Genomic DNA, 19161 nt, shown 5'->3' with positions numbered 1-19161 from the left:
TAACGGACCGTTGAGCACGTGTTACATCCGGGTTCCACTTCGGAGGACTTCCGTCATCCTGCGTCACCGGCCGTTCACCGGGAGGTCTCGCTCCCCGTGGCGACGCCAGTCAGGGGCGCTGGTCAGGCGGGGCTGCGCCGGTGCAGCGTCGCCGACACCAACAGCACGGCCAGGCCGGCCACCGACAGCGCGACGCCGACCAGCGCGGGCGCGCGGTAGCCCGCCCCCGCGGCGATCACCAGGCCGCCGAGCCAGGCGCCGAGCGCGTTGGCGACGTTGAGCGAGGCGTGGTTCATCGCGGCACCCAGCGTCTGCGCGTCGCCGGCGACGTCCATCAGTCGCAGCTGCAGGTTGACGACGAGCACCGAGCCGAGGGCGGTGATGAGGAAGACGACCGGCAGCGCCGCCCAGCCGTAGGGCGAGAGCAGCCAGAACAGCAGCAGCGAGACCGCCATGCCGACCGAGCCGATGATCAGCGAGCGGAAGATCGACCAGTCCGCCATCACCCCGGCCAGCCAGGTGCCGGCGACCATGCCGAGCCCGAAGCTGAGCAGGAAGAGCGGCACGGCGGCCTCGGACAGACCGCCCACCTCGGTGACGGTGGGCGCGATGTAGGTGTAGACGGCGAACATGCCGCCGAAGCCGATGGCGCCGGCGACCAGGGTCAGCCACACCTGCGGCAGCGCGAAGGCACGCAGCTCCCGGCGCCCCGACGCGTCCTTGTCGCCGCCGATCGAGGGGACGTAGAGCGCGACGAGCGCGAGCGTCACCACACCCAGCGCGGTCACCGCCCAGAACGCCGAGCGCCAGCCGAGGTGCTGACCCATCCACGTCGCGGCGGGCACGCCGACCACGTTGGCGACGCTGAGGCCGAGCATCACCGAGGCCACGGCGCGACCCTTGCGGGCCGGGCTCGCCAGGCTGGCGGCCACCAGGGACGCGACACCGAAGTAGGCCCCGTGCGGCAGCCCGGCGGCGAAGCGCGCCAGCATCAGCCCGCCGTACGACGTCGCGAGGGCGCTCATCGCGTTGCCCACGGCGAAGGCGACCATCAGCCCCAGCAGCAGCCCGCGCCGGGGCAGCCGGGCGCCGAGGAAGGCGAGCACGGGCGCGCCGACGACGACGCCGAGGGCGTAGGCGGAGATCACGTGCCCACCGGTCGGGATGGAGACGCCGACCCCGGCTGCGATCTGGGGCAGCAGGCCCATGGTCACGAACTCGGTGGTGCCGATCGCGAAGCCGCCGGTGGCGAGCGCGAGGACCGCGAGGACGAAGTGCGGGGCCTGGACGGCGGGCGTGTGGTCGACGGGAGTGTCAGCGGTGGTCGTCATGGGTGGCACTCAGTCTCCAAGGGTCGGCCCGGACCGCCTATTCCACGACACGGCGACGAGTGACGGCCCCCACAACGACAGCGCGGTGCCCGCGGCCCACGGCGTGGACCACAGGCACCGCACGGTGCCGGGACTGTGTCAGAGCGTGGCCAAGGCCTCGTTCAGCGTCGCGGACGGACGCATGACCTTCTCGGCCTTGGCGTCGTCGGGCTCGTAGTAGCCACCGATGTCGGCCGGCTGCCCCTGGACGGCGAGCAGCTCGCCGACGATCTTCTCCTCGTTGTCGCGCAGCGTGGTCGCGAGCGCACCGAAGGCCGCGGCGAGGTCGGTGTCGTCGGTCTGCTTCGCGAGCTCCTCGGCCCAGTAGAGGCCGAGGTAGAAGTGCGACCCGCGGTTGTCGATCGTGCCCAGCCTGCGACCCGGCGAGCGGTCCTCGTTGAGGAACGTCTCGGTGGCCCGGTCCAGGGTCTCCCCCAGGATCCTGGCCCGCGGGTTGTCGTCGTAGCCCGCGAGGTGCTCGAGGCTCGCGGCCAGCGCGAAGAACTCACCCAGGCTGTCCCAGCGCAGGTAGTTCTCCTTGACGAGCTGCTGCACGTGCTTGGGCGCGGAGCCGCCGGCGCCGGTCTCGAAGAGGCCGCCGCCGTTCATCAGCGGGACGACCGACAGCATCTTGGCGCTGGTGCCGAGCTCGAGGATCGGGAACAGGTCGGTGTTGTAGTCGCGCAGCACGTTGCCCGTCACCGAGATGGTGTCCTCGCCCTTGCGGATCCGCTCGAGGCTGTAGGCCGTGGCGTCGGCCGGGGTCATGATCTCGATGGTCAGGCCCTCGGTGTCGTGCTCGGGGAGGTACTCCCTGATCTTGGCGATCAGGTTGGCGTCGTGGGCGCGACCCTCGTCGAGCCAGAAGATCGCAGGGACGCCGGTGGCGCGGGCGCGGGTGACGGCCAGCTTGACCCAGTCGCGGATCGGGTCGTCCTTGGTCTGGCAGGCGCGCCAGATGTCGCCCGGCTCCACGTCGTGGGAGATCAGCACGTCGCCGGCGGCGTTGCGGACCTCGACCCGGCCGGCCGCGGGGACCTCGAACGTCTTGTCGTGGGAGCCGTACTCCTCGGCAGCCTTGGCCATCAGGCCGACGTTGGGCACCGAGCCCATGGTCGAGGGGTCGAAGGCACCGTGGGCACGGCAGTCGTCGATGACGACCTGGTAGATCGAGGCGTAGGACGAGTCGGGGATCACCGCGAGGGTGTCCTGCTCGGCGCCCGCGGCGTTCCACATGTGGCCCGAGGTGCGGATCATGGCCGGCATCGAGGCGTCGACGATGACGTCGGACGGCACGTGCAGGTTGGTGATGCCCTTGTCGGAGTCGACCATCGCGAGGTCCGGGCCCTCGGCGATGCCCTGCTCGACGGCCTTCTTGATGGCCTCGCCCTCGGGGAGCTTGTCGGTGGCGGCCAGGAGGGCGCCGAGGCCGTCGTTGGGGCTGATGCCCGCGGCAGCCAGCTGCTCGCCGTACTGCTCGAAGAGCGTCGGGAAGAACGCCTGCACGACGTGGCCGAAGATGATCGGGTCGGAGACCTTCATCATCGTGGCCTTGAGGTGCACCGAGAACAGCACGTCGTCGGCCTTCGCACGAGCGACCTGCTCGGTGAGGAAGCGGCGCAGCGCGGCGACGCGCATGACGGTGCCGTCGACGACCTCGCCGGCCAGCACCGGGATGGCCTCCTTGAGGACCGTCTCGGCGCCGTCGGTGCCGACGTGCACGACGGTGAGGGTGTCCTCGGCGTCGAGGACGACCGACTTCTCGTTGGAGCGGAAGTCGTCGGCGCCCATGGTGGCGACGTTGGTCCGGCTGTCGCTGCTCCAGGCACCCATCGAGTGGGGGTGGGCCCGCGCGTAGTTCTTGACGCTCGCGGGGGCGCGGCGGTCGGAGTTGCCCTCGCGCAGGACCGGGTTGACGGCCGAGCCCTTGACCTTGTCGTAGCGCGCGCGGGCGTCCTTCTCCTCGTCCGTCTGCGGGTTCTCCGGGTAGTCGGGGAGGTCGTAGCCCTTCTCCTGGAGCTCCTTGACCGCGGCCTTGAGCTGCGGGATGGAGGCGGAGATGTTGGGCAGCTTGATGATGTTGGCCTCGGGCTTCGTGGCCAGCTCGCCCAGCTCGGCGAGCGCGTCGTCGAGGCGCTGCTCGTCGGTGAGGCGGTCGGGGAACTGGGCGATGATGCGTCCGGCGAGGGAGATGTCGCGCGTCTCGACCTCGACACCGGCCGTCCGCGCATAGGCGGACACGATGGGCAGGAACGAGTACGTCGCCAGCATCGGGGCTTCGTCGGTGTGGGTGTAGATGATCTTGGCCATGGGTACGACGGCTCCTGTGATCGACAGCGGTGATCGGTGTGATCGACGCGGTGGGTACGCCGACCGGGCAAACTAACTTGACGTCAAGATACCTGACGGCTCGGCCCGCCCAACCTTCGCACCCACCCCCCGCGAATCGCTAGAGTGCTCGTTGTTCCCACGGGGGTGGGACACCCGCTCCCAGGAAGGCGCGACATGACCGAGATCGCCGAGGACACGCCCACGACCGGACAGAAGTTCTCCGCCGAGGTGCTGGGCACCTTCGTGCTGGTCTTCTTCGGCGTCGGCGCCGCCGTGATGAGCGGCGGCGACTACGTCGCCACCGGACTTTCCTTCGGGCTCACCGTGGTCGTGATGGCCTACGCCGTCGGCCGGGTCTCCGGCGGGCACTTCAACCCCGCCGTCACCGTCGGTGCCGCGCTCGGCGGACGCCTCCCGTGGAGCGCGACGCCGATCTACATCGGCGCCCAGCTGCTCGGCGCCCTCCTCGCCGGGACACTCCTCTTCGCTCTGCTCCACGGCTTCCCCGGCTACACCGCCGAGGGCAACATCGGGGCCAACTCCTTCGGGGACCAGGGCAGCGGCTACGCCATGTGGGCGGCCTTCCTGCTCGAGCTGCTCATGACCGCCGTCTTCATCTGGGTCATCCTCGGCGTCACCGACGCCCGCAACGAGTTCCAGGCCTTCATGGGCCCCCTCGCGATCGGCCTGGCCCTGGCGATGATCCACTTCGGGTCGATGGGCGCGACCGGCACCTCGGTCAACCCCGCCCGCTCGATCGGTGTCGGCGTCTTCGGCGGCACCGACGCCGTCCTCCAGCTCTGGCTCTTCATCCTGGCCCCGCTGATGGGCGGGGCCATCGCCGGGCTCACCTACCCGCTGATCTTCGGCCACGGCACGGAGCCGGTCCCGGGATCGGGGCTGTCCTTCGGCGGTGGCCGCAAGCAGCAGGCGATGTACGCACCGCCGAGCGGCTACGAGCAGCAGTGGAACCAGGGCCAGCCGCAGCAGTGGCAGCCCGGCCCCCCGGCCCAGTCGTGGGGTGCCCAGGACCCGTACGGCCCGCCCGCCCAGGACCCGTACGCCCAGCCCGCCGCCCCGCAGCAGTGGGGCCCGCCCGCCCCGGAGCAGCAGCAGCCCGGCCAGTGGGGCCAGCCGGCGCCCCAGCAGCCCGGCATGCCGCCCCAGCAGGGTCAGCCGGGTCAGCCCCAGCAGGGCCAGCCCCAGCAGTGGGGCCAGCCGCTCCCCGACGACGGCGAGGACGGTCGCACCCAGGTGCGCCGGCCCGACTGATCCTCACCCGCTGGTGAAGTCCACCAGCTCCAGGTCCGAGGTCGTCCCCTCCTCGAGCACCAGGCCGATCCCTCGGGCGTAGAACGCCTCGGTGGTGACGCCCGGCTCGAGCGGGGTGCCGTCCTCGACCTGCACCAGCGCGTCGAAGGCGTCGTACGGCGTCGTGCGGCGCGCGTCGATCGCCAGCACGCGCGACTCGTCCTCGGCGATGCCGGGCGCGCTCTCCTGCGCGAAGCCGTCGCCCACGCGGGGCGTCGCGGGCATCGCCAGCCCCGCCTGCGCCCCCGCCTCACCGGCCGCCCACACGCCCTCGTCGCCGAGGTGCCACACGTTGCCGCCGCGGTCCTGGGCGAACCACGCCGTCGACTGCTCGACCACCCGGCCGCGCCCCGTGCGCTCGACGGTGTCCACGGCGGTGGCCTCGACGCCGGCCACCGAGGTCGTGCCGGACACCGTGACGACGACCGTGCTCCTGTCGGAGGACTCGTAGGTCCACTCGCTGCCCGGGGCGAGGGGGAACCACGGGTTGTCGACGCCGGCGACGAAGTCGGCCGGGTCCGGGCTGGGCGTCGGGATCACGAGACCGTCCACGCCGGAGGGGGGCGCGGTCTGCGGCGCACCGGCCCCGCAGGCCGTCAGCACCACCGCGACGGGCAGCACCAGTGCGGCCGCGACACGGCGCCGGGGCGCTGGGGAGGGGCCGTCGAGCATGGCGCCAGCATGCCCGACCGCGGGTCAACCCTCTGGCCGTGGGGGGCGGCTGCGCTGCTAGCGTCGGGCGCGGTAACCCCGTCATCGCACAACTTCAGGAGTCGTCGTGAGCACCACACCTCTCAAGGTCGCCGTCACCGGCGCCGCCGGCCAGATCGGCTACAGCCTGCTCTTCCGCCTCGCTGCCGGAGCGCTGGGCGACCGCCCGGTCGAGCTGCGCCTGCTCGAGATCGAGCCCGCTCTGCCCGCCCTCGAGGGCGTCGTGATGGAGCTCGACGACTGCGCCTTCCCGCTGCTCGCCGGCGTCGAGATCGGTGCCGACCCGGCCGCCATCTTCGACGGCGCCAACGCCGCCATGCTCGTGGGCGCCATGCCCCGCAAGGAGGGGATGGACCGCGCCGACCTGCTCGCGGCCAACGGCAAGATCTTCACCGGCCAGGGCAAGGCGCTCAACGACAACGCCGCCGACGACGTCAAGATCCTCGTCACCGGCAACCCGGCCAACACCAACGCGCTCATCGCGATGAGCAACGCCCCCGACATCCCGCGCGAGCGCTTCAACGCGCTGACCCGCCTCGACCACAACCGGGCGAAGACGCAGCTGGCCAAGAAGCTCCGGGTCTCCGTGACGGAGATCCAGAACCTCGCCATCTGGGGCAACCACGACGACTCGATGTACCCCGACCTCTTCAACACGACGGTCGGTGGCCGCTCGGCCGCCGAGCAGGTCGACGAGGCCTGGATCACCGGCGAGTACATCCCGACCGTCGCCACCCGCGGTGGCGCGATCATCAAGGCCCGCGGCGCCTCCTCGGCCGCCTCGGCCGCCAACGCCACGATCGACCACATGCACGACTGGCTCAACGGCACCACCGAGTGGGTCTCGATGTCGGTCCCGTCCGACGGCTCCTACGGCGTCACCGAGGGCATCGTCTCCTCGTTCCCGTGCACCGTGAGCAACGGCGAGTGGTCGATCGTCCAGGGCATCGACCTCAACGACTTCTCCAAGGAACGCATCGCCGCCTCGGTCGCGCGCCTCGAGAGCGAGCGCGACCAGGTCAAGGAGCTCGGGCTCATCTGATCCAGGCCCCGTCAGCGGACTGGATGATGGTGGTTGAGCGAGGCGCGTGACCGAGGAACGAGGTCACGACCGCCGTGTCGAAACCCCGCAGCCCCGACCGGCCCGGTTCAGACCCCGGGCTGGTCGGGGATCGACCCGGCCAGGAAGATCAGCGCCGCGCCGAGCCCGGCGAGCATCAGGACGTCGAAGGCCTTGAAGCGTACGGCGAGCATGCCGGCGTCGCGGTTGGGCAGCAGCAGGCGCACCAGGCTGCCGAGGAGCAGCGCCCCGCCGAAGACGCGGATCCCGGTGCGCCACTCCCCCGTGACCACCACGCCGACCCCGACGATGCAGGTCGCGAGCACGAGCAGGTAGAACGCACCCCCGATCGTCGAGGGATAGCGACGCTCCTCCTCGAGGTCGAGGTCGGGGTCGGGCTGGACGCCGTCGACCAGCTCCTCGGCCGACACCGGAGGCACGCTCTCGGGCGGCGCGATGTAGGGCTCGCGCTGGTCGTCGGCGGGCTCGGTCATGCCCCGACGGACTTCTCGGCCATGGTGACGATGTTGGACAGCAGCATCGCGCGGGTCATCGGGCCCACGCCGCCGGGGTTGGGCGACACCCAGCCGGCGGTCTCCCACACGTCGTCGGCCACGTCGCCGGCGATCGTGCCGTCGACGCGGGAGACGCCCACGTCGAGCACCGCGGCGCCGGGCTTGACCATGTCCCCGGTGATGATCCCGGGCACACCGGCCGCGGCGACGACGATGTCGGCGTTGCGCACGTGCGCGGCCAGGTCGCGCGTGCCGGTGTGGCAGAGGGTGGCGGTGGCGTTCTCCGAGCGGCGGGTGAGGAGCAGGCCGAGCGGACGCCCGACGGTGAGCCCGCGGCCGACCACCACGACCTCGGCACCGTTGATCTCCACGCCGTGGCGGCGCAGCAGCTCCAGGCAGCCGACCGGCGTGCAGGGCAGCGGCCCGTCCTCGCCCAGCACCAGCTTGCCGAGGTTGTAGGGGTGCAGGCCGTCGACGTCCTTGGTGGGGTCGACGCGCGACAGGAGGCGGAACTCGTCGAGACCGGTGGGCTGCTGGACGATGAAGCCGGTCACGGCCGGGTCGGCGTTGAGGCCGTCGATCAGCTCCTCGACCTCCTCCTGCGTCGCGGTGGCGGGCAGGTCGTGGCGGAAGGACGCGATGCCGATCTTGGCGCAGTCCTTGTGCTTGGCGCCGACGTACCACTGGTTGCCCGGGTCGTCTCCCACCATCACGGTGGCCAGGCCGGGGGTGACGCCGCGCTCGCGGAGCGCGGTCACCCGCTCGGCCAGCTCGGCCATGATCGTGGCGAGGGTCGCCTTGCCGTCGAGGGTCTGTGCAGTCACGTCGTGGGTCCCATCAGTCGCTGGCGCGTCGTCGGTCAGTGGAAGAAGTGCCGGGTGCCGGTGAAGTACATGGTCACGCCCGCCGCGCGGACGGCCTCCACGACCTCCTCGTCGCGCACCGACCCGCCCGGCTGGACGATGGCACGCACGCCCGCGTCGAGGAGGACCTGCGCGCCGTCGGCGAAGGGGAAGAACGCGTCCGAGGCGGCGTACGAGCCGGCCGCGCGCTCGCCGGCCCGCTCGACGGCGAGGCGGCAGGAGTCGACGCGGTTGACCTGGCCCATGCCGACGCCCACGGAGGCACCGTCGCGGGCGAGCAGGATCGCGTTGGACTTGACCGACCGGCAGGCCCGCCAGGCGAAGGCCAGGTCGGCGAGCTCGGCGTCGGTCAGCGCCTCGCCGGCGGCGAGCGTCCACGAGGCCGGGTCGTCGCCGCCCTGGTCGAGGCGGGCGTCGACGGCGTCGGTGGCCTGGATCAGCAGGCCGCCCGAGATCGGCCGGGTCTCGACGCCACCGGTGGTGGCGGGCGCGCACACCAGGATCCGGATGTTCTTCTTCGCGGCCAGCACCTCCACCGCGCCGTCCTCGTAGCCGGGGGCCACGATGACCTCGGTGAAGACCTCGGCCACCTGCCGGGCCATCTCGACGCTGACCGGCACGTTGGTGGCGATGACGCCGCCGAAGGCCGACACCGGGTCGCACTCGTGGGCCTTGCGGTGCGCGTCCGCGACGTCCGCGCCGATCGCGATGCCGCACGGGTTGGCGTGCTTGATGATCGCGACGGCCGGGTCGGCGAAGTCGTACGCCGCGCGGCGGGCCGCGTCGGCGTCGACGTAGTTGTTGTAGGACATCTCCTTGCCGTGCAGCTGCTCGGCCTGGGCCAGGCCCGGCTCGGGCACGAAGCCGCTGGCGTAGACGGCCGCCCGCTGGTGCGGGTTCTCGCCGTAGCGCAGCACGGCCTGCTTGGTCCACGTCGCGCCCATCCACGCCGGGAAGCCGGATCCCTCGGAGGTGTCGGTCAGCACGTTGCCCATCCAGCTGGCCACGTGCACGTCGTACGTCGCGGTGTGGACGAAGGCCTCGGCGGCCAGGGCGCGGCGCTCGGCCAGCGTGAATCCGCCGGCCGCGACGGCGCGGAGGACGTCGTCGTACCGGTCGGGCGAGGTGACGATGGCGACGCTGGGGTGGTTCTTGGCCGCGGCCCGGACCATCGACGGGCCGCCGATGTCGATCTGCTCGACGCACTCGTCGGGCGAGGCACCCGACGTGACGGTCTGGGTGAAGGGGTAGAGGTTGGAGACGACGAGGTCGAACGGCTCGACCTCCAGCTCGGCGAGCTGCCGCACGTGGGACTCGAGGCGGCGGTCGGCCAGGATGCCCGCGTGCACGCGCGGGTGCAGCGTCTTGACCCGTCCGTCGAGGCACTCGGGGAAGCCGGTGAGGTCCTCGACCCGGGTGACGGGCAGGCCGAGGTCGGCGATCAGGGCGGCCGAGCCGCCGGTGGAGACGAGCTCGACACCGGCGTCGTGCAGGCCGCGGACCAGCGCCTCGAGGCCCGTCTTGTCGTAGACCGAGACGAGCGCACGGCGGACGGGGACCTGGTCGTGGACGAGAGCGGGGTCGGACACGGGAGACTCCTGAGGTCGAGCGGTGGAGGCGAGCACCCAGGCGGTCGATGCTCTGCGCGGTTCACTCCCCGGTGGTCGCCCACCTGCGCCAGTCGTGTGGGGCCAGAGTAGTGGAACCCGGCCTCGTCAGCCGAGTCGCACCCGGCGTCCGTCGAGCTCCCAGCCGTCGCGCGCCATGATCCCGACGGTGTCCACCAGCATCGTCCGCTCGGCGACCTTGATCCGCTCGTGAAGGGTGCTGCTGGTGTCGTCGTCGAGGACCGGCACCACCGTCTGGGCGATGATCGGCCCGGTGTCGACGCCGCCGTCGACCACGAAGAGGGTCGCGCCGGTGACCTTGACGCCGTAGGCCAGCGCGTCCGCTGGGCCGGTGGTGCCCGGGAACGCGGGGCACAACGCCGGGTGGGTGTTGACGACCCGGCCGGGGAAGCGGGCGAGGAACTCGTCACCCACGAGCTTCATGAAGCCCGCCAGCACCACGACGTCGGGCTCGAAGGCCGCCACCGTGTCGGCGAGCGCGCGGTCCCAGTGGTCGCGGGAGGTGAAGTGGCCGAGCTTCTTCACGAAGGTCGGCACGCCCGCCCGGTCGGCGCGCGCGAGCCCCTCGATGTCGTCGCGGTCGGCACCCACGGCCACCACCCGCGCGCCGTACGACGGGTCGGTGCAGGCGTCGAGCAGGGCCTGGAGGTTGGTGCCGGAGCCGGAGACGAGGACGACGAGGCGAGCGGTCACCCGGCGGATTCTAGGGCGTGGCGGCGCTGCCACCACGTCATGACCAGACCGCCGACGAGACCGCCGACACCGAAGGCGGTGATGGCGTGCACGAGCACGTCCGGGACGAAGGGACCCACGTGCTGCATGCGGCCCGGTCCCGCGACCCCGCCGGCCACCGAGGCCAGCGCGGCGAAGGCGACGCCCGCCACGATGCCGCCGCCGCACCCGCGCAACGCCCCGTGGTCCCAGCGCAGCGTCGGACGGCGGCGCTGCCACCACGCCGTGGCGAGGGCCGCGACGACGGGCGGGGCCGCGACGAGGGAGGCCACCCAGCCGGCGGTGGCGCCGGCGCCGGGGAGGGCCGCGAGCAGCGGCAGCAGGGGCAGCGGTCCGAGGACGACGAGGCCCGGGGAGACCATCGTGCCGCCGCCCACCGCAAAGCCGGGGCCGAGCAGGAAGGAGCCCGAGAAGAGGACGGCGTTGGGCGCGAGGCCCGCGTTGACGAGGGAGTAGACGACCGCGTCGCCGGCCGAGAGGTGCAGCTGGGACATCGTCGTGGCCGCATCGCCGGCCCCGGCGAGCAGCGCGGCCACGAACGCCAGCGCGGAGGCGGCGAGGAACCAGCCGAGCACGGACAGCGCGGCGCCCACCCCGTCACGGACGACGGCGGGGGCCAGGGCGGCCCAGATCGCGGCCCGCCCGGAGCCGATCGCGATCGCGGGGGCCGCGACCGCGAGGGTCATCAGCAGGCTCCACCAGACCACCCGGGCGGTGGAGGGCTCGGTGTCGACCGAGGCGGCGACGGAGGCGACGACGACGGCCACGACGGCGTACCCGACGAAGAAGAGGGCGACCGCCACCGGGACGGTGAAGTCCCGCTCGCCGTCGGCGATCCGGTCGGCGTCCGGGCCGTGGCCGGACACCGCGTCGCCGACACGGTGGCCGAGCCGCCACATGGCCCAGGCGGACATCGCGGTGACGCCGAGGGGCACGATGCCGACGTCCGCGCCCTGCACGGTCACGCCCGACCCGTGGCCCATCAGCCACGCCAGGGCGCCGATCCGCATCCCGTCGCTGGGGGTGCCGTGGGCGCCGGCGTCGGCGGTGAACCAGCCGATCACCCCGACCGCCGCCAGCACGAGCAGCGGTGCCAGGGCGGCCGCCACGCCTCCGAGCGAGGCGACGAGGGCGAGGGGTCGCTGCCGGTCGCTGCGGCCGTCGGCCGAGGGGCGGTCGGAGGCGCGCGGTCCCGCGGCGCGGGGAGGGAGCAGGGAGGTCATGGCCCCGCCATCATCACCCGCCGTCGTACGACGTCCGCGGAGGCCACGCCGAGGGGCCGCGATGCCCCGTCCGGTGTGCTTCTCCCCCGCCCCTCACGTACCGTGGACGGGCCATGAGGAGCCCTGACGCGTTCGACGACTTCTACGCCGGCTCGCGCGACCGTCTCCTGCTGGAGACCTACGCGCTGACCGGCGACGTCCCGGCCGCGCGCGCCGCCGTGCGGGACGCGTTCGCGGTCGCCTGGCAGCACTGGCGCAAGGTCGGCCGGCTCGAGGACCGGGAGTCCTGGGTCCGCCCGCTCGCGCACGGTCGCGCGCAGCGGCGGCACACCGCCCGCCCCTGGCACCGGGAGAAGGGCCTCGACGACGAGGTCAGGGCCACCCTCGAGGCGCTCTCGGGGCTGAGCACCGTCGAGCGCAAGGCCCTCGTCCTCACCAGCCTGTCGCCCCTCCCCCTCGACGAGATCGCCCGGACGATCGGGGTCCCCCGCCGCGAGGCCGAGCGTGCCCTGCAGAGCGGTACGTCGCAGTTCTCGATCGCGCGCGAGGTGCCCAGCACGCACGTACGCCGCCTCCTCGAGGACCTGCGCGCCCCGCTGGCGAGCGAGCGCTGGCCCCGCGCCTCCATCGTGCGGCGCCAGGGCACCGCGCGGCGTCGTACCCACACCGTGGTCGGGAGCGGCGTCGCGGTGGCCGCCCTGCTGGTCTCGGGGACCGTCGTCGCCTCCGGGGGCGCCGAGCCGAGCACCCTGGAGCGCGAGCCGACCACCTCGGGCGTCACCACGAGCGCCGTGGAGGAGGCCGACGAGGTCCTCGCCCTCGACGAGTCCACGCTGCTCACCGACGACCAGCTCGGGCGCTACGACCGTCGGCTCTCGTGGACCGAGCGGTCCACCAACGCCAACCTCGGCGGTGACGGGCTGGTCGTCCCCTGCCAGCTCGAGCGCTTCGCCGACCCGGCCGGGGTCGGCGCCCTGGTGCGCAACTTCGACGGGTCCGAGCGGGTGGCCCGGACGACGAGGAACAACCGGGGCGGCAACCGCACCCAGGAGCGCCGGGTGGAGCAGGTCCGGTCGACGGTCACCGAGTTCGTCGAGCTGTCGGCCGACGAGGACCGGGCCGCGGCCGCGTACACGACGGCCCTGCGCTGGTACACCGAGTGCCAGGACCCCCGCACCCAGCTGCTCGCCACGCACCGTGTCGCCCGCGTCGGCGACGACGCCGTGGTGCTCTCGCTGCGCAGCTGGGCCAAGCAGCCCGGCGGCATCAGCGTCGCCCTCGCCCGCACCGGCCAGGCCCTGGTCACGACGGTCGTCCGCTCGCAGGGCCCCGCGCCCGACGCCCGCACCGCCGCCACCGGTCTCGCCGCCTCCGTCAACGCCCTCTGCGGCAGCCCCGGCGCCGCCACGTGCGCCGGCCCCCCGCGGGCCGTCCGCGTCTCGCCATACCCCGTGGGCCGTCCCGCCGGCATGCTGGCGGCCGTCGACCTCCCACCCGTCACCAACGCGCGCGGGCCGTGGGTCGGCACCGACCCGGAGCGGGCACGCACCAACTTCGCCTCCACCCGCTGCGACAACACGACCTTCGACGCCAAGGGCCTCGAGCACAACCTGACGCGGACCTTCCTCTTCCCGGCCAACACGCAGGTCGACACCTTCGGCCTCACCCAGACCGTCGCGACGATGCCCGAGAAGCGGGCGCGGCAGTTCGTCGAGGAGGTGCGCGACCGCATCCGCCGCTGCGGGCAGGCCAACCTCGGCACCACCGTCCAGCCGATGGTGCAGCGCTCGCGCGGGCAGCAGGACATCACCGTCTGGGACCTCGACATCGAGATCTCCGACTCCCGCTCGGTCGAGTTCCTGATGGCGATCATGCGCGACGGCAAGGCCGTCTCCCAGCTCGGCTTCACGCCCGACCAGGGCATGACGATGACCCAGGCCGACTTCACCGCCGTCGCCGACCGCGCCCTCGACCGCCTCAGCGACCTGCCCAGCGCCCGCTGAGACAACTTCGCGGCGTCCGCCCGCGTCTCCCCTCGACACGTTCGTCGAAGGGGGAGCCATGTCCAGGAACGCTGCCGCACTGCTGCTGCTGGTGCTCGCCGCGGGAGGGTGCGGCTCGCCACCGACCGTGCCCGTCGCCGAGTCGGAAGCCTCCCGGGCTCCGGTGTCGGCCCCCGCGGACCCGGCGATCGCGGTGCCCGGTGACTTCCCGCTCACCGAGGGGATGCCGCCCAACGAGTCGGGCGAGGACATCGTCGTCGCCGGCTCGAGGGGGGTGGGGATGCGGATGCTCGACTTCTGCGGCACCCGGCCGCTGCGCGGGCTGGAGGTCGCGGACCGGGCCACCGCCGCGTCCAGCGGCCCCGAGTACTCCTCCACCCGCGACCTGATGGTCTTCGCCGACCCGCAGCGCGCGTCCGCCGTGGCGGCACAGGTGCTCGACGCCGCGCACGGGTGCCCGGTCGAGGAGTCCGGCCCGGACAGCGAGACGCTCACCGAGGTGCGGGCGTCCGACGCCGGCCCGGGCGCCGCCACCGTGGTCCACACCTACGAGACCGGGGGGCGGGTGGGCGTCGGCGCCGAGATCATCGAGGTGGTCCCCGTGGGCACCGCCCTGCTCGTCACGTCGTCGTACGCGGAGTGGAGTCCCGGGCCGATCCTCGACGACGGCATCACCCAGGGGCGCCAGGCGCTGGCCCCCGTGCTGGAGGCGATGCGGGCCTTCGGCGAGGCGTTGACCTCGACCCCGTCCTCGACAGCCGCCTCGGCCGTCCCTGCGGACTTTCCCCTCGGCCTCGACCTCCCGGAGGACGGCGGGGACTTCGACGTCGTCCCACCCTCCCCCGAGGCCGACGGGGTCGGCGAGGTCGAGGTGTGTGGGTCGACCGTCTGGCCGGCCGGCGCGTCGGAGGCGCGGCTGGCCGTCAACGCCCACGGGCCCGAGCACGTCGACGCCCGGGACCTCGTCGTGCTGGCCGACGCCGACGTCGCCTCGACCGTGGTGCGCCAGGTCCGTGGGGTCGTCGAGGGGTGCACCGACGCCCCGGCCGACCAGGTGTGGACGCTCCACGCAGCCAACACGGGCCACGACTCGGTGACCTTCAGCCTCACGTGGGACAACGGGCTCGGGGCGTCGGTCTTCCAGCTCACCCGGGTGGGCAGCGCGCTGCTGATGACCCATGTGTACGGCGAGGGCACGCTCGCCGGTGCCGACCGGACGGTGCGCGAGCGGACGGCCCTCACGCGCCGGATCGCGCCGGCGATGTGCGCCTTCACCGCCACCGGCTGCTGAGCGGCGCTCCCCCGGACGTCGTACGGCCCGGCAGGTGTCCCTGCCGGGCCGTACGAGGATGCTGGGTGGATCAGAGGGAGCCGAGGATCTCCCGCATGAGCTCGGCGGTCTCGGACGGCGTCTTGCCGACCTTCACGCCCGCGGCCTCGAGGGCCTCCTTCTTGGCCTGCGCGGTGCCGGACGAGCCGGACACGATCGCGCCGGCGTGGCCCATCGTCTTGCCCTCGGGGGCGGTGAAGCCCGCGACGTAGCCGACGACCGGCTTGGTCACGTGGTCCTTGATGTAGGCCGCGGCCCGCTCCTCGGCGTCGCCACCGATCTCGCCGATCATCACGATCGCCTTGGTCTCCGGGTCGTTCTCGAAGGCCTCGAGGGCGTCGATGTGGGTGGTGCCCACGATCGGGTCGCCACCGATGCCGATGGCGGTCGAGAAGCCGAAGTCCTTGAGCTCGAACATCATCTGGTAGGTCAGCGTGCCCGACTTGGACACGAGGCCGACCGGGCCCTTGCCCGCGATGGTGTGCGGCGTGATGCCGGCCAGCGACTCACCGGGCGTGATGATGCCCGGGCAGTTGGGACCGATCATCCGGGTGGACTTGCCCTGCAGGTAGGACCACACCTCGGCGGTGTCCTGCACCGGCACGCCCTCGGTGATGACCACGAGCAGGCCGATGCCCGCGTCGATGGCCTCGATGCAGGCGTCCTTGGTGAACGCCGGCGGCACGAAGACCACGCTGACGTCGGCGCCGGTCTCGGCCATCGCCTCCTTGACGTTGCCGAAGACGGGCAGCTCCTGGCCGCCCAGCTCGACGGTGGTGCCGGCCTTGCGGGCGTTGACGCCGCCCACGATGGTGCTGCCGGCGTCGAGCATGAGGGTGGTGTGCTTGGAGCCCATCCCACCGGTCATGCCCTGGACGATGATCTTGCTGTCCTTGTTGAGGTAGATCGACATGTTCTCTTTCTCCGTCCCTCAGGCCTGGTGGGCGAGCTCGGCGGCCTTGTCGGCCGCGCCGTCCATGGTGTCGACCTGGGTGACCAGCGGGTGGTTGAGCTCGTTGAGGATGCGGCGACCCTCCTCGACGTTGTTGCCGTCGAGGCGGACGACGAGCGGCTTGGTGGCCTCGTCGCCGAGGATCTCGAGGGCGCCCTTGATGCCGTTGGCGACCTCGTCGCACGCGGTGATGCCGCCGAAGACGTTCACGAACACGCTCTTGACCTGCGCGTCGTGGATGATCACGTCGAGGCCGTCGGCCATCACCTGGGCGTTGGCGCCGCCACCGATGTCGAGGAAGTTGGCGGGCTTGACCCCACCGTGCGCCTCGCCGGCGTAGGCGACCACGTCGAGGGTGGACATGACCAGGCCCGCGCCGTTGCCGATGATGCCGACCTCGCCGTCGAGCTTGACGTAGTTGAGGCCCTTGTCCTTGGCCTTCGCCTCGAGCGGGTCGGCCTCCTCGCGGATCTCGAAGGCCTTGTGGTCCTCGTGGCGGAACTCGGCGTTCTCGTCGAGCGAGACCTTGCCGTCGAGGGCCTCGAGCTTGTCACCGGTGAGGCGGGCGAGGGGGTTGACCTCCACGAGCGTGGCGTCCTCCTCGACGAAGACGGTCCACAGCTGCTGGATCATCGTCACGGCCTGCTCGAAGACGGGCTCGGGGAACGCCGCCTCCGTCGCGATCTCGCGGGCCTTGGCCTCGTCCACGCCGGTGCCGGCGTCGATGGCGATCTTCTTGACGGCGTCGGGGTTGGTCTTGGCGACCTCCTCGATCTCCACACCGCCCTCGACGCTCGCGATGCACAGGTAGGACCGGTTGGAGCGGTCCAGCAGGAAGGAGAAGTAGTACTCCTCCTCGATCGAGGCCCCGGGGACCACGAGCACCCGGTTGACCGGGAGCCCCTTGATCTCGAGGGCGAGGATCGCGCGGGCGGCCTCCTCGGCCTCCTCCGGCGACTTGGCGACCTTGACGCCGCCGGCCTTGCCGCGACCCCCGGCCTTGACCTGGGCCTTGACGACGACGACGCCACCGATCTCCTCCGCGGCCGCGCGAGCGTCCTCGGGGGTCTCGACGGTCTTGCCGAGCGCGCCGGCCACTCCGTGCTTGGCGAAGAGCTCCTTCGCCTGGTACTCCATCAAGTCCACGACGTACCCGTTCCTTCTCGTCTGCGTATTCGTCCAGGATTTCCTCTCGGCACCCTAGACCTGTCGGGCGGGTCACATCGAGGTCGGGCGTGGTGGCCCTGCTCACGCCGCCGATACGTTGGACGACATGTCTGCGGTGATGTGGTTCCGACGCGACCTCCGGGTCCGCGACCAGCCGGCCCTCCGGGCGGCGCTCGCCGACGGCCCCGCCGTCGCCCTCTTCGTCGTCGACCCCCGCCTGTGGAAGGGCGCCGGGGACGCCCGAAGGGCCTGGCTCTCCGGCACGCTGGCGGCGCTCGACGAGCGCCTCGGCGGACGACTGGTCGTGCGGTACGGCGACCCGGTCCGGGTCGTCCCGGACGTCGCCCGCGAGGTCGAGGCCTCGGCCGTGCACGTCTCGGCCGAGACCACGCCGTACGGGCGGCGACGCGACGCGGCCGTCGACGACGCGCTGGGCGACGTGCCCCTCACCGCGACCGGCTCGCCGTACGCCGTGGGGCCGGGGCGCGTCCTCAACGGCTCCGGCGGGCCCTACCAGGTGTTCACGCCGTTCGCGAAGGCCTGGCGGGCCCACGGCTGGGTCGAGCCGGCGCCGACCCCGCGCGACCCCGACCTGGTCGGGCTCGACTCCGACGACCGGGCCACCACGCTGCTCGAGCAGGCCACCGGCTCGGGTCCGGCGGGCATGCCGACGCCGGGCGAGGACGCGGCCTGGCGGCGGTGGCGGCACTTCCGCGACGAGCTGGTGACCGACTACGCGACCGACCGCGACAAGCCGGCCGTGGACGGCACCTCCCGCCTGTCCCCCTACCTCCACCTCGGCGTCGTGCACCCGCGCTCGTTGCTCGCCGACCTCGGCGACGTCCGCGGCCAGGGCGCCCACACCTTCGAGACCGAGATCGCCTGGCGCGAGTTCTACGCCGACGTGCTCTGGCACCACCCCGACTCGGCGTGGGCCGACCTCAAGCCCGCCCTGCAGGGCATGCGGTACGACGAGCCGGAGGACGCGATCGAGGCCTGGCGCACCGGGACCACCGGCTACCCGATCGTCGACGCCGGGATGCGCCAGCTGCTGCACGAGGGCTGGATGCACAACCGGGTGCGGATGATCACCGCGAGCTTCCTCACCAAGGACCTGCACGTGTGGTGGCCGGCCGGCGCCCGCCACTTCCTCGACCAGCTCATCGACGGCGACGTCGCCTCCAACAACCACGGCTGGCAGTGGGTCGCGGGCACCGGCACCGACGCGTCGCCGTACTTCCGCGTCTTCAACCCGGTCACCCAGGGCACCAAGTTCGACCCCGACGGCGACTACGTGCGCCGGTGGGTCCCCGAGCTCGATCACCTGCCCGGCAAGCTCGCGCACGAGCCGTGGAAGTCCGACGTCGGCTACGAGAAGGACTACCCCCTGCGGATCGTCGACCACGCCGAGGAGCGCACCGAGGCGCTCGAGCGGTACGACGCGGTGCGGGGCCGCTGAGCCGGATCAGGCCGGTGCGGGGTCCTGCTCGGCGTCGGAGAAGTACTCGGCGACCCAGCCGGTGATGTCGGTGGTCGGAGCGCCCGGGGTGAACACCTTGGCCACCCCGGCCTCGCGGAGCAGGGGGATGTCCTCCTCGGGGATGATCCCGCCGCCGAAGACGACGATGTCGTCGGCGTCGCGCTCGCGCAGGAGCTGGCCGAGCTTGGTGAAGAGGGTCATGTGGGCGCCGGAGAGCACGGAGAGGCCGATCAGGTCGGCGTCCTCCTGGATGGCCGTCTCGACGATCTGCTCCGGGGTCTGGTGCAGCCCGGTGTAGATGACCTCGTGGCCGGCGTCGCGCAGGGCACGGGCGACGATCTTGGCGCCGCGGTCGTGGCCGTCGAGCCCGGGCTTGCCGACGACGATACGGAGGCGACGGGACGGGGGCGGCGTACTCATGGACAGGAGGCTAACCCCGCGACGTGACCCACCCCACACGTGGGGAGCCCGATCGGGCCATCTAT

Annotated in this window: 16 protein-coding genes; 5 read left to right on the top strand and 11 right to left on the bottom strand. The window is 72.5% G+C overall.

The annotated features are described in order from the left end of the window. Positions 1-122: 122 nt before the first annotated feature. Together ASG88_RS10090 and ASG88_RS10085 are read right to left on the bottom strand one after the other, a co-directional pair. Entirely contained in the window at positions 123-1331 is a 1209-nt protein-coding gene (locus tag ASG88_RS10090; RefSeq protein ID WP_056887270.1) for an MFS transporter, read from the bottom strand. A 138-nt stretch (positions 1332-1469) separates the two neighbouring features. Further along, the gene (locus ASG88_RS10085) at positions 1470-3680 is read right to left on the bottom strand and encodes an NADP-dependent isocitrate dehydrogenase (RefSeq protein WP_056887269.1); all 2211 of its coding nucleotides are present in this window, start codon (positions 3678-3680) and stop codon (positions 1470-1472) included. A 195-nt stretch (positions 3681-3875) separates the two neighbouring features. Between ASG88_RS10085 and ASG88_RS23055 the strand changes: the two genes are divergently transcribed. Beyond that, on the top strand, positions 3876-4973 hold the full coding sequence (locus ASG88_RS23055; protein WP_082600187.1) for an aquaporin: 1098 nt from the start codon (positions 3876-3878) through the stop codon (positions 4971-4973). Between the two features lie 3 nt (positions 4974-4976). Here ASG88_RS23055 and ASG88_RS10075 read toward each other — a convergent pair whose 3' ends face one another. Next, the gene (locus ASG88_RS10075; protein ID WP_056887268.1) at positions 4977-5684 is read right to left on the bottom strand and encodes a hypothetical protein; all 708 of its coding nucleotides are present in this window, start codon (positions 5682-5684) and stop codon (positions 4977-4979) included. Between the two features lie 106 nt (positions 5685-5790). On the opposite strand from ASG88_RS10075, the gene ASG88_RS10070 reads away from it, so the two are divergent. After that, complete coding sequence (locus ASG88_RS10070) at positions 5791-6765, top strand: malate dehydrogenase (RefSeq protein WP_056887267.1); 975 nt, start codon at positions 5791-5793, stop codon at positions 6763-6765. Between the two features lie 107 nt (positions 6766-6872). On the opposite strand, the gene ASG88_RS10065 is transcribed toward ASG88_RS10070, so the two are convergent. From ASG88_RS10065 to ASG88_RS10045, 5 genes are all read right to left on the bottom strand, one after another. Then, the gene (locus ASG88_RS10065) at positions 6873-7277 is read right to left on the bottom strand and encodes a DUF3017 domain-containing protein (RefSeq protein ID WP_056887266.1); all 405 of its coding nucleotides are present in this window, start codon (positions 7275-7277) and stop codon (positions 6873-6875) included. Next, positions 7274-8122, bottom strand: a complete 849-nt coding sequence (locus tag ASG88_RS10060) for a bifunctional methylenetetrahydrofolate dehydrogenase/methenyltetrahydrofolate cyclohydrolase (protein WP_056887265.1) — start codon at positions 8120-8122, stop codon at positions 7274-7276. Before ASG88_RS10060 ends, ASG88_RS10065 begins: the two co-directional genes overlap by 4 nt. 35 nt (positions 8123-8157) lie before the next feature. After that, positions 8158-9750 carry a bifunctional phosphoribosylaminoimidazolecarboxamide formyltransferase/IMP cyclohydrolase gene (gene purH / locus ASG88_RS10055; protein ID WP_056887264.1) on the bottom strand — a complete coding sequence of 531 codons (1593 nt, stop codon included), beginning with the start codon at positions 9748-9750 and terminating at the stop codon, positions 8158-8160. 126 nt (positions 9751-9876) lie between these two features. After that, a complete protein-coding gene (purN, locus tag ASG88_RS10050; RefSeq protein ID WP_056887263.1) occupies positions 9877-10482 on the bottom strand; it encodes a phosphoribosylglycinamide formyltransferase in 606 nt (201 codons plus the stop codon). Then, positions 10479-11744 carry a DUF6350 family protein gene (locus tag ASG88_RS10045; protein ID WP_056887262.1) on the bottom strand — a complete coding sequence of 422 codons (1266 nt, stop codon included), beginning with the start codon at positions 11742-11744 and terminating at the stop codon, positions 10479-10481. The genes purN and ASG88_RS10045 overlap by 4 nt, the downstream gene beginning before the upstream one ends. A 113-nt stretch (positions 11745-11857) precedes the next feature. Here ASG88_RS10045 and ASG88_RS10040 point away from each other — a divergent pair, with 113 nt between their 5' ends. Together ASG88_RS10040 and ASG88_RS10035 are read left to right on the top strand one after the other, a co-directional pair. Beyond that, positions 11858-13747 carry a hypothetical protein gene (locus ASG88_RS10040; protein ID WP_056887261.1) on the top strand — a complete coding sequence of 630 codons (1890 nt, stop codon included), beginning with the start codon at positions 11858-11860 and terminating at the stop codon, positions 13745-13747. A 58-nt stretch (positions 13748-13805) separates the two neighbouring features. Then, positions 13806-15038 (top strand): hypothetical protein, encoded by a 1233-nt coding sequence (locus ASG88_RS10035; protein WP_056887260.1) that lies wholly within the window; start codon positions 13806-13808, stop codon positions 15036-15038. 70 nt (positions 15039-15108) lie between these two features. Here ASG88_RS10035 and sucD read toward each other — a convergent pair whose 3' ends face one another. Together sucD and sucC are read right to left on the bottom strand one after the other, a co-directional pair. Continuing rightward, complete coding sequence (sucD, locus tag ASG88_RS10030; RefSeq protein ID WP_056887259.1) at positions 15109-15990, bottom strand: succinate--CoA ligase subunit alpha; 882 nt, start codon at positions 15988-15990, stop codon at positions 15109-15111. An 18-nt stretch (positions 15991-16008) separates the two neighbouring features. Next, positions 16009-17175: an ADP-forming succinate--CoA ligase subunit beta gene (gene sucC / locus ASG88_RS10025; protein WP_056887258.1), complete on the bottom strand. Its 1167-nt coding sequence runs from the start codon at positions 17173-17175 to the stop codon at positions 16009-16011. Between the two features lie 127 nt (positions 17176-17302). On the opposite strand from sucC, the gene ASG88_RS10020 reads away from it, so the two are divergent. Next, positions 17303-18655 (top strand): cryptochrome/photolyase family protein, encoded by a 1353-nt coding sequence (locus tag ASG88_RS10020; protein WP_056887257.1) that lies wholly within the window; start codon positions 17303-17305, stop codon positions 18653-18655. 6 nt (positions 18656-18661) lie between these two features. On the opposite strand, the gene ASG88_RS10015 is transcribed toward ASG88_RS10020, so the two are convergent. Further along, positions 18662-19096, bottom strand: a complete 435-nt coding sequence (locus tag ASG88_RS10015; protein ID WP_056887256.1) for a cobalamin B12-binding domain-containing protein — start codon at positions 19094-19096, stop codon at positions 18662-18664. Between the last annotated feature and the right edge of the window lie 65 nt (positions 19097-19161).

This window comes from Nocardioides sp. Soil777, assembly GCF_001428425.1.
Classification (GTDB): Bacteria; Actinomycetota; Actinomycetes; order Propionibacteriales; family Nocardioidaceae; genus Nocardioides; species Nocardioides terrigena.
Note: the sequence above shows the minus strand (reverse complement) of the source record. Positions and strands in the feature narration are given on the sequence as shown.

Excerpts from the sequence above, each read along its gene's own strand:
- ASG88_RS10075 (WP_056887268.1), bottom strand. The coding sequence starts at position 5,684 with ATGCTCGACGGCCCCTCCCCAGCGCCCCGGCGCCGTGTCGCGGCCGCA.
- ASG88_RS10040 (WP_056887261.1), top strand. The coding sequence starts at position 11,858 with ATGAGGAGCCCTGACGCGTTCGACGACTTCTACGCCGGCTCGCGCGAC.
- ASG88_RS10085 (WP_056887269.1), bottom strand. The coding sequence starts at position 3,680 with ATGGCCAAGATCATCTACACCCACACCGACGAAGCCCCGATGCTGGCG.
- ASG88_RS23055 (WP_082600187.1), top strand. The coding sequence starts at position 3,876 with ATGACCGAGATCGCCGAGGACACGCCCACGACCGGACAGAAGTTCTCC.
- ASG88_RS10035 (WP_056887260.1), top strand. The coding sequence starts at position 13,806 with ATGTCCAGGAACGCTGCCGCACTGCTGCTGCTGGTGCTCGCCGCGGGA.
- sucD (WP_056887259.1), bottom strand. The coding sequence starts at position 15,990 with ATGTCGATCTACCTCAACAAGGACAGCAAGATCATCGTCCAGGGCATG.
- ASG88_RS10045 (WP_056887262.1), bottom strand. The coding sequence starts at position 11,744 with ATGACCTCCCTGCTCCCTCCCCGCGCCGCGGGACCGCGCGCCTCCGAC.
- ASG88_RS10065 (WP_056887266.1), bottom strand. The coding sequence starts at position 7,277 with ATGACCGAGCCCGCCGACGACCAGCGCGAGCCCTACATCGCGCCGCCC.
- ASG88_RS10020 (WP_056887257.1), top strand. The coding sequence starts at position 17,303 with ATGTCTGCGGTGATGTGGTTCCGACGCGACCTCCGGGTCCGCGACCAG.
- ASG88_RS10015 (WP_056887256.1), bottom strand. The coding sequence starts at position 19,096 with ATGAGTACGCCGCCCCCGTCCCGTCGCCTCCGTATCGTCGTCGGCAAG.
- ASG88_RS10090 (WP_056887270.1), bottom strand. The coding sequence starts at position 1,331 with ATGACGACCACCGCTGACACTCCCGTCGACCACACGCCCGCCGTCCAG.